The following is a 13981-nucleotide window of genomic DNA, read 5'->3' on the forward strand; positions in this document are numbered from 1 at the left end:
AATGACCGTCTCCCACCACGTCCGTGTGTACGCGAGCTCCGAGAACCTCGCGCGCGAAGACCAGCTCGCCTGGAAGATCGCCGAGGTCGCCGCCGACCAGGTCGAGGTCGATCAGGACGTCGTCGACATGATCATCAACCGCATCATCGACAACGCCTCGGTGGCCGCGGCATCCCTGACCCGCGCACCGATCAACGCCGCCCGCGCGCAGGCGTTCAGCCACCCCGTCTCGACCGGTGGCGTCGGCGCGAACCTGTTCGGCGCGGCTCTCGACCACCGAACCAGCCCCGAGTGGGCGGCCTGGGCGAACGGCGTGGCCGTGCGCGAGCTCGACTACCACGACACGTTCCTGGCCGCGGAATACTCGCACCCGGGCGACAACATCCCACCGATCCTCGCGGTCGCGCAGCACGTCGGCAAGGACGGTCGGGCACTGGTTCGCGGCATCGCGACCGGCTACGAGATCCAGATGGACCTGGTGCGCGCGATCTGCCTGCACAAGCACAAGATCGACCACGTCGCCCACCTCGGCACATCGGCCGCCGCCGGCATCGGCACCCTCCTCGGCCTCGACGTCGAGACGATCTACCAGGCCGTCGGACAGGGCCTGCACACCACGACCGCCACGCGTCAGAGCCGCAAGGGCGAGATCTCGACCTGGAAGGCGCACGCCCCGGCCTTCGCCGGAAAGATGGCCGTCGAAGCGGTCGACCGGGCGATGCGCGGCCAGACCAGCCCGGCGCCGATCTACGAAGGCGAAGACGGCGTGATCGCCTGGATGCTCGACGGCAAGGACGCCTCCTACGACGTGCCTCTGCCCGCTGCGGGCGAGCCCAAGCGCGCGATCCTCGACTCGTACACGAAGGAGCACTCGGCCGAGTACCAGGCCCAGGCGCTCATCGACCTCGCCCGCAAGCTCGGAACCTCGAACCCGGCACTCCGCGACCCCGCGAACATCGACTCGATCGTCATCCACACCAGCCACCACACCCACAATGTGATCGGCTCGGGGGCGAACGACCCTCAGAAGTGCGACCCGACCGCGTCGCGCGAGACGCTCGACCACTCGGTGCCGTACATCTTCGCGGTGGCGCTGCAGGACGGCGGCTGGCACCACGTCGACTCCTACACGCCGGAGCGTGCGGGCCGCGCCGACACCGTCGCGCTGTGGCACAAGGTCACCACGGCCGAGGATGCCGAGTGGACGCGCCGCTACCACTCCGAAGACCCCGACGAGAAGGCCTTCGGCGGTCGCGTCGAGATCCGGCTCACCGACGGTTCGACCGTGGTCGACGAGATCGCCGTGGCCGATGCGCATCCGCTCGGAGCACGTCCCTTCGCGCGTGAGAACTACATCGCGAAGTTCCGTCTGCTCGCCGAGCCCGTGCTCGAGCCCGCCGAGATCGAGCGGTTCCTGGCCCTCGTGCAGCGCCTGCCCGAGCTGACGGCTGCCGAGGTCGGCGAGCTGTCGATCGTCGCGAAGCCCGGGCTGCTCGAGGCCGCCCCTGCCCCTGCGGGACTGTTCTGATGCTGTACCCCCGCACAACTTCGGAGATGGCGGGCGACGCACCGGCCGGGGCTTCCGTCCCCCGGCGTGTCGCATCCGATCTCCGAAGTTGTGCACCGGCCGCCCGAAAGGGAAGGAACCTCTGATGCTGTACTCCACCGTCACGCCCGCCGAGAAGCGGCGGCTGTTCCGGGAGCGGCTCGCGAGCGGCGAACTGCTGCGCTTCCCCGGGGCCTTCAACCCGCTGAGCGCCCGCCTGATCGAGCAGAAGGGGTTCGACGGGGTCTACATCTCCGGCGCCGTGCTCTCCGCCGACCTCGGCCTGCCCGACATCGGCCTCACGACGCTCACCGAGGTCGCCGGACGTGCGAAGCAGATCGCCCGCATGACCGACCTGCCCGCGATCGTCGACGCCGACACCGGCTTCGGCGAACCGATGAACGTCGCCCGTACGATCCAGGAACTCGAAGACGCGGGCCTCGCCGGCACGCACATCGAGGACCAGATCAACCCGAAGCGCTGCGGCCACCTCGACGGCAAGGCCGTGGTCGACGAGAACACCGCGATCAAGCGCATCCGGGCCGCCGCCGACGCCCGCCGCGACGAGAACTTCCTCATCATGGCGCGCACCGACATCCGCGCGATCGAGGGTCTGGATGCGGCGATCGACCGTGCCAAGGCGCTGGTGGATGCCGGTGCCGACGCGATCTTCCCCGAGGCGATGCGCACACTCGCCGAGTTCGAGGCGATGGCCGAGGCGCTGGACGTGCCGATCCTGGCGAACATGACCGAGTTCGGCAAGAGCGAGCTGTTCTCCACGGACCAGCTGCGGGACGCCGGCGTGAACCTGGTCATCTGGCCGGTGTCGCTGCTGCGCATCTCGATGGGGGCAGCGGGCCGTGCACTGGATACTCTGAACGAAGAGGGGCACCTGACCTCGAAGCTCGGCGAGATGCAGCACCGCGCCGATCTCTACGATCTGATCGACTACGAGTCGTACAACCACTTCGACTCCGGCGTCTTCAACTTCACAGTCGACAACACCGGTCGCTGAGCGCAGCGAAGCGGACATCCGACCCGGTTGCTGAGCGAGGAGCGAAGCGACGAGTCGAAGTACACGAAGGAGTGACCATGACCGAGCCGGACATCAAGAAGGGCCTCGCGGGGGTCGTCGTCGACACGACCGCGATCTCGAAGGTCAACCCCGAGACGAACAGCCTGCTGTACCGCGGCTACCCCGTGCAGGAACTGGCCGACACGCAGCCGTTCGAGGCCGTCGCCTACCTCCTCTGGAACGGCGAGCTGCCGACGCCGGAAGAGCTCGCGGCGTTCCGTCTCGATGAGCGCACGCACCGCGCCCTCGCCGACAACGTCAAGGCCGCGATCGACCTGGTGCCGCTCGACGCCCACCCGATGGACGAGGTGCGCACCGCGGTCAGCCTGATCGGCGCCTCCGACCCCGGTGCCGGTGGATCGGTGCTCGACGCCGGCGGCAGCCCGGAGCAGAACCTCGAGCGCAGCATCCGCCTGTTCGCCGCACTGCCGGCGATCGTCGCCTACGGTCAGCGTCGGCGTCGCGGGCAGGAGATCATCGCGCCGCGCGACGACCTCGACTACTCCGCGAACTTCCTCTGGATGACGTTCGGCGAAGAGGCGGACGACGTCGTGGTCGACGCGTTCAACCGCTCGATGATCCTGTACGCCGAGCACTCCTTCAACGCCTCGACGTTCACGGCGCGCGTCATCACCTCGACCCTGAGCGACATCTACTCGGCCGTGGTCGGTGCGATCGGCGCCCTCAAGGGTCCGCTGCACGGCGGTGCCAACGAGGCCGTGCTGCACATCTTCGACGACATCGGCACGGCCGAGAATGTGGTTCCCTGGCTCGACAAGGCTCTCGCCGAGAAGCGCAAGATCATGGGCTTCGGCCACCGCGTGTACAAGAAGGGCGATTCCCGGGTGCCGACCATGAAGGCGGCGCTCGACACCCTCGTGGAGCACTACGACCGGCCCGAGGTCGCCGCCCTCTACGACGCCCTCGAGTCGGAGTTCGTCGCGCGCAAGGGCATCTACCCGAACCTCGACTACCCGTCGGGTCCGGCGTACAACCTGATCGGATTCGACACCCTGACCTTCACGCCGCTGTTCGTGGCCGCGCGGGTCACCGGGTGGACCGCGCATGTGATCGAGCAGGCCGGATCGAACGCGCTGATCCGCCCGCTGTCGCACTACGACGGCCCGAATGAACGGCACGTCGAGAGCTGACCTGCAGTGACCGAAGGCCCCGATGTGTCGAGCACATCGGGGCCTTCTGCCGTGCTTAGCGCGGTGCGATCCCCGCGGTCAAGGCGGTGCGACGAATTCTCCCGCCGAGTAAGACAGATGCCGGGGCGATTTCGCCCGCGTACGAAGGAGGGTCCATGTCCGCATCCGACGCCACCGTCAAGGAGGTCCGGTCACTCGTCCCGGCACGCATGGACCGGCTGCCGTGGTCGCGATTCCACTGGATGATCGTCGCCGGACTCGGGTTCTCCTGGATCCTGGACGGGCTCGAGGTGCAGATCGTCGCCGCGAACGGCTATGCCGCGACCCTCGGCATGGGCCCGGCCGAGGTCGGCCTCGCCGGCACGTGCTACCTGCTCGGTCAGGTGTTCGGTGCGCTCGTGTTCGGACGCCTCGCCGATCGCCTCGGACGCAAGAACCTCTTCCTCGTCTCGCTCGCGGTGTATCTGGTCGGATCCGCGATCGCCGGTCTCTCCTTCGCCCCCTGGTTCTTCTACATCTGGCGGTTCGTGGCGGGCGCGGGAATCGGCGGTGAGTACGCGGCCATCAACTCGGCGATCGACGAGATCATCCCGGCGAAGTACCGCGGTCGCGTCGACATCGCGATCAACGGCACCTACTGGGGTGGTGCGGCCCTCGGCGCCGTGGCGAACATGTTCTTCCTCAACACCGACATCCTCCCCGCCGACCTCGGCTGGCGCCTCAGCTTCTTCGTCGGACCGGTGCTCGGCCTCCTCATCATCTGGCTGCGTCGTCACATCCCGGAGAGCCCGCGCTGGCAGATGACGCACGGGCGCGAGGACGAGGCCGAGCGCAACGTCGACCAGATCGAGGAGCGCATCCGCAAGGAGGGCAAGACGATCGAACCGGTCGACGAGAGCAAGGCGATCACCGTCAAGGAGTACGGCAGCGTCCCGTTCCTCGTCATCGCGAAGGTGCTGTTCAAGAAGTACCCGCGGCGCACGCTGGTCGGCATCACGATGATGGTCACCCAGTCGTTCCTCTACAACGCGATCTTCTTCACCTACGCCCTCGTGCTGGAGAACTTCTACGACACCCCGCCGGCCTCGGCGTCGCAGTACTTCATCGTGTTCGCGGTCGGGAACCTCGCCGGCGCGCTCATCCTCGGGCACTTCTTCGACACCTGGGGCCGGCGGCGGATGCTGTTCTCGACCTATGTGCTCGCGGGCCTGATCCTCCTCGTCAGCGCGTTCCTGTTCAACGCGGGCGCGCTGAATGCGGCCACGCACACGGCCTTCTGGTGCGCGTCGTTCTTCTTCGCCTCGGCCGGTGCGTCGGCGGCATACCTGACGGTGAGCGAGATCTTCCCGCTGGAGCTGCGAAGCCAGGTGATCTCGTACGTCTTCTCGATCGGGCAGCTCGTCGGCGCCATCGCTCCGGTGCTCTACGGATCCCTGATCGGCGCGAGTGCCGAGTCGGGCGACCGCGGCCCCCTGTTCTGGGGTTACGTGCTCGGCGCCGCGATCATGATGTTCGGTGGCGTCGTCTGCGGCATCTTCGGGGTGAGCGCGGCGGGCAAGTCGCTCGAGGACATCGCGGATCCGCTGTCGCTCGTGGACTCGCCGGATGAGGGGGTCTCGCCGGGGAAGGGGACCTGAGTCAGCGGGCGAGCCAGCTCCGCAGCGAACGGGTGACGAACGGCAGCACCCAGTACGCCATGATCGGCGTGAGCACGAGGGTCGTGACGAGCACGCGGAGCCAGATCGGCAGCTCGTTCCATCCCGGCACCGGGCTCATCGCGTAGGTGAACGCGAGGTTGACCGGGAAGAACCCCAGCCAGATCGAGGTCGCCTGCTTCCAACGCGGGGGAGCGGGGGCGACGGTGACCGTCTCGGTCGTGCCGTCGGCTGCCGGGAGCGTGATCGTGCCGGTGGTCGGCTCGTCGAACCAGCCCTCGATGCCGGTGCGCCGCTTGGAGCGCTCGCTGCGCACGAAGCCCTCGCCCATCGAGAGCCACCAGGCCCGCTCGGCCGACTGCTCCCACGCGGTGAGCGAGTCCTCGCTCGCGAACCGGTACAGCATGTGCCAGACCTGCGAATCCTCGCCGGCGCGCACCCAGCCCGAGCCGAGGAAGCCCGGATACTTCGTAGCGAGATTCACCCCCGTCTGCACCCAGGCTGTCGCCTCGACGATGCGCTCGGGGTCGACTTCGCGGCGGATGGACACGGTGAGGGGTTCGGACATGGTGCGGTCCTCGGGGGAACGGGCGGCCGGGGTCGGGACGCCGAAGCGGATGCGCCAGGGGTGGCGGCGCATCGTCGATTCTAATTCGGATGCGGGGCTTCGCAGGCCGCTTCCGGCCCGGACGGAGAGGACCCCCGCCGACCCGATTCGGCGGGGGTCTCGCGGCGTGGGCGCCGCGACGGGAGCGAGAGCGCTCACCGTGCGCGCGGTAGACGTGACACCCGATCCGGTCTGAGTCTCTGTCCGCGCACTTGCAGTTGTACCCGGGCGAGATGACGCGGCGGTGAACGGGGCGCGAACAACCGCGATTCGGGGCACTCGGGTCGCGAAGCCCAAATACAAGGATGTCCTAGTAAATATCCGGTGCTCCGACTAAACTCCTCATTGTGCCAACGACGGCACGGAGGGACGTCACACAATGACTCGTACTATCCCGCACTTCGTGGGCGGATCGCTTCTCACCTCTGACTCCGGTCGCTTCGCCGACGTGTTCGATCCGAGCACCGGCGCCGTACAGGCGCGTGTGCCGCTCGCCTCGACCGACGAGGTGCGCCGCGTGATCGCGAACGCCGAAGAGGCGCAGGTCGCCTGGGCCGCGACCAACCCCCAGAAGCGCGCTCGTGTGCTGCTGCGGTTCCTCGACCTGGTGCAGCGCGAGATGACGTCACTCGCCGAGCTGCTCGCGAGCGAGCACGGCAAGACGGTCGACGATGCGAAGGGCGATATCCAGCGCGGACTCGAGGTCATCGAGTTCTCCGCCGGAGCACCGCACCTGCTGAAGGGCGAGTACTCGACGGGCGCGGGAACCGGCATCGACGTGTACTCGATGCGGCAGCCGCTCGGGGTCGTCGCCGCGATCACCCCCTTCAACTTCCCCGCGATGATCCCGCTCTGGAAAGCCGGCCCCGCGCTCGCCGCCGGCAACGCCGTCGTGCTCAAGCCCAGCGAGCGCGACCCCTCGGTGCCGGTCCGCCTGGCGGAACTGTTCCTCGAAGCGGGCCTCCCCGCCGGCGTCCTCAACGTCGTGCACGGCGACAAAGAGGCCGTCGACGCGCTGCTCACGGACGACCGCATCCGTGCCGTCGGATTCGTCGGCTCCACGCCCATTGCCGAGTACATCTACGCGACCGCGACAGCCCACGGCAAGCGCGCCCAGTGCTTCGGCGGCGCCAAGAACCACATGATCGTGATGCCGGATGCCGACCTCGACCAGGCCGTCGATGCGCTGATCGGCTCGGGCTACGGCTCGGCAGGCGAGCGCTGCATGGCCATCTCGGTCGCGGTCCCGGTGGGGCAGGAGACGGCGGATGCTCTCGCCGCCAAGCTCGCCGAGCGCGTCGCCCAGCTGCGGATCGGTCCCTCGCTCGCGGCCGACGTCGACTACGGACCCCTGGTCACGCGCGCGGCCGTCGAACGGGTCGAGGGCTACATCCAGCAGGGCATCGACGAGGGGGCGACCCTGCTCGCCGATGGCCGGGGCTTCACCGTGGAAGGTCACGAGGAGGGCTTCTACCTTGGGCCGACGCTCTTCGACCACGTCACCACCGACATGGCGATCTACCGCGAGGAGATCTTCGGTCCGGTGCTGGTGATCGCCCGCGCTGCCGACTACGAAGAGGCGCTGCGGATGGCCTCCGAGCACGAATACGGCAACGGCGTCGCGATCTTCACCCGTGACGGCGACGCCGCCCGCGACTTCGCCGCACGCGTCGAGGTGGGGATGGTCGGCGTGAACGTCCCGATCCCGGTGCCGATCGCGTATTACACGTTCGGCGGCTGGAAGCGCAGCGGCTTCGGCGACCTCAACCAGCACGGCACCGACGCCTTCCGCTTCTACACGAAGACCAAGACGGTGACGAGCCGTTGGCCCGCGGCGGGCATCCGCGACGGAGCCAGCTTCGTCATCCCCACCATGCACTGACCCCACGTCCCGTCAGGAGATCCCACAAGGACACATGATGACCATGACCACCGTCACCACCACTGCCGAGGAGCGCGAGGCCATCCTCGCCGCCGTCCGCGAGTTCGCCGAAGCCGAGCTCGCCCCCTTCGCCGCCGAGCGCGACGAGAAGCACCTCTTCCCGCGTGAATCGCTCAACCGCGGCGGCGAGCTCGGACTCGGCGGCATCTACGTGCGCGAGGACTTCGGCGGAACCGGCCTGAGTCGCAGCGACACCGTCGCGATCTTCGAGGAGCTCGCCAAGGGCGATCCGGCGGTCGCCGCATACATCTCGATCCACAACATGGTCGTGTGGATGATCGACACCTACGGCGACGAGACGCAGCGCGCCGCATGGCTGCCGAAGCTCACCGCGATGCAGGAGTTCGGCGGCTACTGCCTCACCGAGCCGGGAGTCGGGTCGGATGCCGCGAACGTCGCGACCAGTGCCGTCCGCGAGGGCGACGACTACGTGCTCACCGGGATGAAGCAGTTCATCTCCGGTGCCGGCGAAGCCGCCGTGTACGTCGTCATGGCGCGCACGGGGGAGCCCGGCGCCCGCGGCATCAGCGCGTTCCTGGTTCCCGGCGACGCCGAGGGGCTGAGCTTCGGCCCGCTCGAGAAGAAGATGGGATGGCACGCGCAGCCGACCCGTCAGGTGATCTTCGACGGCCTCCGCGTTCCGGCATCCGCCATGCTCGGCGACGAGGGGCGCGGCTTCGCGATCGCGATGTCGGCGCTCAACGGCGGTCGCCTCAACATCGCCGCCTGCTCGCTCGGAGGAGCGGAGTGGGCGCTCGACAATGCGGTGCGGTACGTGCATGAGCGGGTCGCGTTCGGGGAGCCGCTCGCCGAGAAGCAGTCGATCCTGTTCGCGATCGCCGACATGCGCACCGAACTGCACGCGGCCCGGCTCATGGTGCGCGACGGAGCCCAGGCGGTCGACGAGCAGGCGCCCGACGCGACCATGCGCTGCGCGATGGCCAAGCGGTTCGCCACCGACGCCGGCTTCGAGGTCGCCAACCGGGCGCTGCAGCTGCACGGCGGGTACGGGTACCTGCAGGACTACGGGATCGAGCGGGTCGTCCGTGACCTGCGGGTGCACCAGATCCTGGAAGGGACGAATGAAATCATGCGACTGATCGTCGGACGCGAGATGCTGCGACCCGCGGGCTCGACGTCGATGCGGAGTGCGTCATGACGCGTGTCGCGTTCCTCGGCCTCGGGCACATGGGCCTGCCGATGGCGAAGAACCTAGTCGCCGCCGGCCACGAGGTGCACGGCTTCGACCTCGTCCCCGCGGCGATCGAGGCGGCACAGGCAGCCGGCATCCCGGTGGCGGCGAGTGGGGCGGATGCCGTGGCCCATGCGGATGTCGTCATCACGATGTTCCCCGCGGGGAAGCACGTGATCGAGGCGTATCGCACCGAGCTGCTCGCGGCGGCCCGGCCGAACACCCTCTTCATCGAGTCGTCGACCATCGCCGTCGACGAGGCTCGTGCCGCCCACGCGCTCGCGCTCGCCGCGGGGCACCGCAACGTCGACGCCCCGGTCTCGGGCGGGGTCGTCGGCGCCGAGAACGGAACGCTCGCGTTCATGGTCGGCGGATCGGATGACGACTTTGCGGCAGCGCTCCCGTTGCTCGAGGTCATGGGCAAGCGCATCGTGCACTGCGGCGGACCGGGGCTCGGCCAGGCGGCGAAGGTCTGCAACAACATGGTGCTCGCGGTCTCGCAGATCGCCGTCGCCGAGGCTTTCGTGCTGGGGGAGCGGCTCGGACTCGAGCACCAGGCGCTGTTCGACGTCGTCTCGCAGGCATCCGGTCAGTGCTGGTCGATCACGACCAACTGCCCTGTTCCCGGTCCGGTGCCCACGAGCCCGGCCAACCGGGACTACCAGCCCGGTTTCGCGGGGGCGCTGATGGCGAAGGACCTCGGCCTCGCGCTGCAGGCGATCGAGCAGACCTCGACGGATGCGCGTATGGGTCGGCTCGCGCAGGAGCTGTATGCCGCTTTCGCCGCGGGCGAGGGTGCGACGCGGGACTTCTCCGGCATCATCACCGATATCCGCGACGGCGTCGTCTGATCCCTGTGCTCGCGCGGCCGTGAGGGGTCACAACACGCCGCGCCCCCCGTGCGGTATGCGGCGTGATGTGACCCCTCAGCGCGGCGTGGGCGGGTGCGGGGCGAAGGACGATACTGGACACGACACGACACGACACGACACGACACGACACGAAGGCAGGCGATATGACCGAGTACGAGACGATCCTGGTCGAGCAGCGCGGACGGGTCGGGTGGATCACCCTGAACCGTCCCGAGGCGCTGAACGCCTTGAACAGCCGGCTTGCGGAAGAGGTCACCGCCGCGGCGGTCGCCTTCGATGTGGACGAGGGTGTCGGAGCGATCGTGCTGACCGGATCCGAGAAGGCCTTCGCCGCCGGTGCCGACATCAAGGAGATGGAGGGCATGTCCGCGGCGCAGATGCTCGAGACCGACCACTTCGGTGTCTGGCATGAGTTCGCCGCCGTGCGCACGCCGGTCATCGCGGCCGTTTCCGGCTTCGCCCTCGGTGGTGGGTGCGAGCTCGCGATGATGTGCGACATCATCCTGGCCGCCGACAACGCCAAGTTCGGCCAGCCCGAGATCAACCTCGGCGTCATCCCCGGCATGGGCGGCACGCAGCGCCTGATCCGCGCGGTCGGCTACTACAAGGCGGCCGAGCTGGTGCTCACCGGGCGGTTCATGGGTGCGGAGGAGGCGGAGCGCGCCGGGCTCGTCTCCCGCGTCGTGCCGGCATCCGAGCTTCCGGCGGAAGCCGAGAAACTCGCCGAGACCATCGCCTCCAAGTCGCTGCCGTCGGTCTACGCCGCCAAGGCCGCACTGGATGCCGCGATGGAGACGACCCTGGCCGAGGGGCTCGCTCACGAGAAGCAGGCGTTCGCCGCGCTGTTCGACACCGCAGATCAGAAGGAGGGCATGTCGGCCTTCCGGGAGAAGCGGGCGCCCGACTTCCAGAACCGCTGACCGCCCGTGCACAACTCCTCAGAAAAGTCGTCGGGCCGGCCTCCGCGCTGCCTCGGCGCTCACGTCGGGAGGATTTCTGCGGAGTTGTGCACGGCCTCAGCCGCGGAGGGCGTCGACGATCTTCGCGATGCGGCGCTCACGGGTCGCATCCTGCTTCGCCTCGGCGACGGAGCGGGCGTGCTCCTTGCGGACGGAGTACGACAGGGCGTCGAAGGCGGCGCCCACCGCGGGGTCGGCATCCAATGCGGCGGCGAGCTCGGCGGGAACGTCGACCGTGCGCTCGGCGGAATCCACGCGGATCACGGCATCGATCTCCTGGCCGATCTCGAGCCCGAGGTCCGTGCGCGCGGCCTTGCTGAAGCCGATCATGTTCTCGCTGCCCATGCGGGCCACACGCAGTCGGGCCGTGCGTCCGCCGATCGTCACGGCGACGGGGAACGCCTTTCCCGCCCCGAAGGACGCGACCTCCTCATCGCTGAGCAGGATCGCCGCGGCGGGGCCACGGCCGGTGAGGACGGTGTGCAGGCGCAGTTCGCTCATGCCGAAAGAGTACGCCCGGGACTCCCGAATTCCGCGAGCACGAACCGCGCCATGTCAGAGGGCGTCGGGCTGCGGGCGCGGATCCGCGAAGTCGCCGGCGTCCTTGCGGAGGCGGGCGACGATCGCGACGAGCTCGGCGGCATCGTCGTGGCTCATGCCGGGGTCGGCGAAGACCTCGGAATTCAGCGCCTGGGTGGCGCGCTCGACCAGCTCTCGACCGGCATCCGTGAGCGCGAGGAGCGCCGCGCGTCCGTCGTGAGGGTGCGGCTCCCGCGCGATGAGCCCATCGCGGACCAGGCGCTCCGCCGTGCTGGTCACCGTGGTCGGATGCACCTGGAGGCGGGCGACGACGCTCGACAGGGGGAGTCGGCCAGAGCGGCTGAAGGCCAGCAGGCGCAGCACCTCGAACCGGGCGAAGCTGAGGGCGAACGGCTTGAGAGCGGCATCGACCCGGGCGAGCAGCAGCTGCTGGGCCCGCATGACCGAGGTGACCAGGGCCATGCCGTCGGCGGCATCCGTCCATCCGTGCGCGAGCCACTGCCGCTTGGCTTCGGCAAGCGGATCGATGGGGAGCGGACGAGGTCGAGCCATTTCTCTACGGTACTGGCGCGAGGGCGAGGCGCGGCGATGGCGCGCGACGCACCCGTCGCGGGCTTCGTTGAGTCTCGGTCGCAGGTGAGCTGGAACTCAGTATCGCCGTCTAGAATTGCAGCAGTCGTGAGGAGCATTCGATGAAGATCTTCGTCCTGGTCAAAGAGGTGCCGGACACCTATGGCGATCGCAAGCTGAATCTCGAGACGGGACTCGCCGACCGTGCCGCCGGCGATGTCGTCCTCGACGAGATCACGGAGCGAGCTCTCGAAGTCGCGCTCAGCTATGCCGACAAGAACGAGGGCACGGAGGTGGTGGCATTGTCGATGGCCCCCGCTGCTTCGACCGCCTCGGTGCGACGCGCACTCGCGATCGGTGCCGCATCGGCCGTGCACATCGCCGACGAGCAGCTGGCCGGCGCCGACCTCGGTCTCACCGCCGAAGTGCTCGCCGCTGCAATCCGCCGCGGCGCGCCCGACCTCGTGATCACCGGCAACCTCTCGACCGACGGCTCCGGTGGTGTCATCCCGGCGATGCTCGCGGAGCACCTCGGGTTCGCCCAGGCCACCGCGCTCAGCTCCGTCGAGATCACGGCCTCCGAGGTCTCCGGCACCCGCGCCGCCGACGCCGGTGGACAGCCGGTCTCGGCCCCGCTGCCCGCGGTGATCTCGATCACGGAGGCGCTCCCCGACGCGCGCTTCCCCAACTTCAAGGGCATCATGGCGGCGAAGAAGAAGCCCCTCGAGGTGCTCTCGCTCGCCGACCTCGACGTCTCGGCCGATCCGTCGGCGGCACCTCGGACGATCATGACCGCCGTGTCCGAGAAGCCCCCGCGGGCCGCCGGCGTGAAGATCACCGATGAAGGCGACGCGGCCGACAAGCTCGTCGAGTACCTCGTGCAGAACAGGCTGGTGTGAGATGACGTACCCCGAGAACCCGATCCTCGTCCTCGTCGACGTCGACCCGTCCGGCAACGCCGCGAGCAGCACGGCCGGGCTCCTCGGCGCGGCCTCGCAGGTCGGCGCACCGATCGCGCTGATCGTCGGCGGAAGCCAGGCTGCGGTCGACCAGGCCGCAGCGGCCGGCGCGAGCGTCGTGCTGACCGCCGACGGCGATCCGTCGTCGCTCACGGTTCCGATCGTCGATGCCCTGGAGGCCGCGGCGGCACAGGTGCACCCCGACGCCGTGCTCATCTCGAACTCGATCACCGGGCGCGACGTGGCCGGCCGCTTCGCCGTGCGCACGAAGAGCGCGCTGTCGGTGGATGCCGTCGGCGTCTCCCGCGACGATGAGGGCATCGTCGCCCATCACTCGGTCTACGGCGGGGCCTACCTCGTCGACTCCGCGCCCACGTTCGGCACGCCCGTGATCACGGTGCGTCAGGGGGCCGTGGATGCCCGCGCCGAGGCGGTGGCATCACCCCGGGTCGGGGCGCTCGCGGTCACGGCATCCGGTGCGGTCGCAGCGACCGCCGGTCCGGTGGAGGCGGTCGAGGTCGCCTCTTCCCGCCCCGAGCTCCGCGGAGCCACGCGAGTCGTCTCCGGTGGGCGCGGTCTCGCGTCGAAGGAGAAGTTCGTGCTCGTCGAAGAGCTCGCCGATGCGCTCGGTGCCGCCGTCGGTGCGTCACGGGCCGCCGTGGACGCCGGATACATCCCGCAGTCGCACCAGGTCGGCCAGACCGGCGTCTCGGTGTCGCCGCAGCTGTATGTCGCCCTCGGCATCTCGGGAGCGATCCAGCACCGCGCGGGCATGCAGACGTCGAAGAACATCGTCGCGATCAACAAAGACCCGGAGGCGCCGATCTTCGACGTCGCCGACTTCGGCATCGTCGGCGACGTGTTCGCGGTGGTCCCGAAGGTGATCGCCGCACTCGAGGCGCGGAAGAAGTAG

At 69.0% G+C, this 13981-nt stretch carries 13 protein-coding genes; 10 read left to right on the forward strand and 3 right to left on the reverse strand.

What is annotated here, in order from left to right; all coding sequences use genetic code 11:
* Position 1 precedes the first annotated feature (1 nt).
* The 4 genes from AC6CHX_RS10090 to AC6CHX_RS10105 all read left to right on the forward strand — a co-directional run bounded on the left by AC6CHX_RS10090 (position 2) and on the right by AC6CHX_RS10105 (position 5409).
* Positions 2-1528 (forward strand): MmgE/PrpD family protein, encoded by a 1527-nt coding sequence (locus AC6CHX_RS10090; protein WP_498272702.1) that lies wholly within the window; start codon positions 2-4, stop codon positions 1526-1528.
* A gap of 124 nt (positions 1529-1652) precedes the next feature.
* Entirely contained in the window at positions 1653-2561 is a 909-nt protein-coding gene (prpB, locus tag AC6CHX_RS10095) for a methylisocitrate lyase (protein WP_498272703.1), read from the forward strand.
* 77 nt (positions 2562-2638) lie between these two features.
* Positions 2639-3772: a bifunctional 2-methylcitrate synthase/citrate synthase gene (locus AC6CHX_RS10100; RefSeq protein ID WP_498272704.1), complete on the forward strand. Its 1134-nt coding sequence runs from the start codon at positions 2639-2641 to the stop codon at positions 3770-3772.
* A 155-nt stretch (positions 3773-3927) separates the two neighbouring features.
* A complete protein-coding gene (locus AC6CHX_RS10105) occupies positions 3928-5409 on the forward strand; it encodes an MFS transporter (RefSeq protein ID WP_498272705.1) in 1482 nt (493 codons plus the stop codon).
* Position 5410: 1 nt separating this feature from the next.
* Here AC6CHX_RS10105 and AC6CHX_RS10110 read toward each other — a convergent pair whose 3' ends face one another.
* Positions 5411-5995, reverse strand: coding sequence for an antibiotic biosynthesis monooxygenase (locus tag AC6CHX_RS10110; RefSeq protein ID WP_136040623.1), 585 nt, complete (start codon positions 5993-5995; stop codon positions 5411-5413).
* Between the two features lie 418 nt (positions 5996-6413).
* On the opposite strand from AC6CHX_RS10110, the gene AC6CHX_RS10115 reads away from it, so the two are divergent.
* From AC6CHX_RS10115 to AC6CHX_RS10130, 4 genes are all read left to right on the forward strand, one after another.
* Entirely contained in the window at positions 6414-7916 is a 1503-nt protein-coding gene (locus AC6CHX_RS10115; protein WP_498272706.1) for a CoA-acylating methylmalonate-semialdehyde dehydrogenase, read from the forward strand.
* Positions 7917-7953: 37 nt separating this feature from the next.
* Positions 7954-9135, forward strand: a complete 1182-nt coding sequence (locus tag AC6CHX_RS10120; protein WP_498272707.1) for an acyl-CoA dehydrogenase family protein — start codon at positions 7954-7956, stop codon at positions 9133-9135.
* On the forward strand, positions 9132-10019 hold the full coding sequence (mmsB, locus tag AC6CHX_RS10125; protein WP_498272708.1) for a 3-hydroxyisobutyrate dehydrogenase: 888 nt from the start codon (positions 9132-9134) through the stop codon (positions 10017-10019). The genes AC6CHX_RS10120 and mmsB overlap by 4 nt, the downstream gene beginning before the upstream one ends.
* Before the next feature lie 164 nt (positions 10020-10183).
* Complete coding sequence (locus AC6CHX_RS10130) at positions 10184-10960, forward strand: enoyl-CoA hydratase-related protein (RefSeq protein WP_498272709.1); 777 nt, start codon at positions 10184-10186, stop codon at positions 10958-10960.
* A gap of 96 nt (positions 10961-11056) precedes the next feature.
* Here the strand turns inward: AC6CHX_RS10130 and AC6CHX_RS10135 are convergent, their stop codons facing one another.
* Both AC6CHX_RS10135 and AC6CHX_RS10140 read right to left on the reverse strand, forming a co-directional pair.
* A complete protein-coding gene (locus AC6CHX_RS10135; RefSeq protein WP_498272710.1) occupies positions 11057-11500 on the reverse strand; it encodes a YdeI/OmpD-associated family protein in 444 nt (147 codons plus the stop codon).
* A 54-nt stretch (positions 11501-11554) separates the two neighbouring features.
* Positions 11555-12091, reverse strand: coding sequence for a MarR family winged helix-turn-helix transcriptional regulator (locus AC6CHX_RS10140; RefSeq protein WP_136040610.1), 537 nt, complete (start codon positions 12089-12091; stop codon positions 11555-11557).
* Positions 12092-12231: 140 nt separating this feature from the next.
* Here AC6CHX_RS10140 and AC6CHX_RS10145 point away from each other — a divergent pair, with 140 nt between their 5' ends.
* A complete protein-coding gene (locus AC6CHX_RS10145; protein ID WP_498272711.1) occupies positions 12232-13008 on the forward strand; it encodes an electron transfer flavoprotein subunit beta/FixA family protein in 777 nt (258 codons plus the stop codon).
* A gap of 1 nt (position 13009) precedes the next feature.
* The gene (locus AC6CHX_RS10150; protein ID WP_498272712.1) at positions 13010-13981 is read left to right on the forward strand and encodes an electron transfer flavoprotein subunit alpha/FixB family protein; all 972 of its coding nucleotides are present in this window, start codon (positions 13010-13012) and stop codon (positions 13979-13981) included.

This window comes from Microbacterium sp. GQ128 (genome assembly GCF_059758615.1).

Coding starts and splice junctions, on each gene's coding strand:
- AC6CHX_RS10150 (WP_498272712.1), top strand. CDS start 13,010: ATGACGTACCCCGAGAACCCGATCCTCGTCCTCGTCGACGTCGACCCG.
- AC6CHX_RS10115 (WP_498272706.1), top strand. CDS start 6,414: ATGACTCGTACTATCCCGCACTTCGTGGGCGGATCGCTTCTCACCTCT.
- AC6CHX_RS10090 (WP_498272702.1), top strand. CDS start 2: ATGACCGTCTCCCACCACGTCCGTGTGTACGCGAGCTCCGAGAACCTC.
- mmsB (WP_498272708.1), top strand. CDS start 9,132: ATGACGCGTGTCGCGTTCCTCGGCCTCGGGCACATGGGCCTGCCGATG.
- AC6CHX_RS10105 (WP_498272705.1), top strand. CDS start 3,928: ATGTCCGCATCCGACGCCACCGTCAAGGAGGTCCGGTCACTCGTCCCG.
- AC6CHX_RS10140 (WP_136040610.1), bottom strand. CDS start 12,091: ATGGCTCGACCTCGTCCGCTCCCCATCGATCCGCTTGCCGAAGCCAAG.
- AC6CHX_RS10100 (WP_498272704.1), top strand. CDS start 2,639: ATGACCGAGCCGGACATCAAGAAGGGCCTCGCGGGGGTCGTCGTCGAC.
- AC6CHX_RS10120 (WP_498272707.1), top strand. CDS start 7,954: ATGACCATGACCACCGTCACCACCACTGCCGAGGAGCGCGAGGCCATC.
- AC6CHX_RS10135 (WP_498272710.1), bottom strand. CDS start 11,500: ATGAGCGAACTGCGCCTGCACACCGTCCTCACCGGCCGTGGCCCCGCC.
- prpB (WP_498272703.1), top strand. CDS start 1,653: ATGCTGTACTCCACCGTCACGCCCGCCGAGAAGCGGCGGCTGTTCCGG.
- AC6CHX_RS10145 (WP_498272711.1), top strand. CDS start 12,232: ATGAAGATCTTCGTCCTGGTCAAAGAGGTGCCGGACACCTATGGCGAT.
- AC6CHX_RS10130 (WP_498272709.1), top strand. CDS start 10,184: ATGACCGAGTACGAGACGATCCTGGTCGAGCAGCGCGGACGGGTCGGG.
- AC6CHX_RS10110 (WP_136040623.1), bottom strand. CDS start 5,995: ATGTCCGAACCCCTCACCGTGTCCATCCGCCGCGAAGTCGACCCCGAG.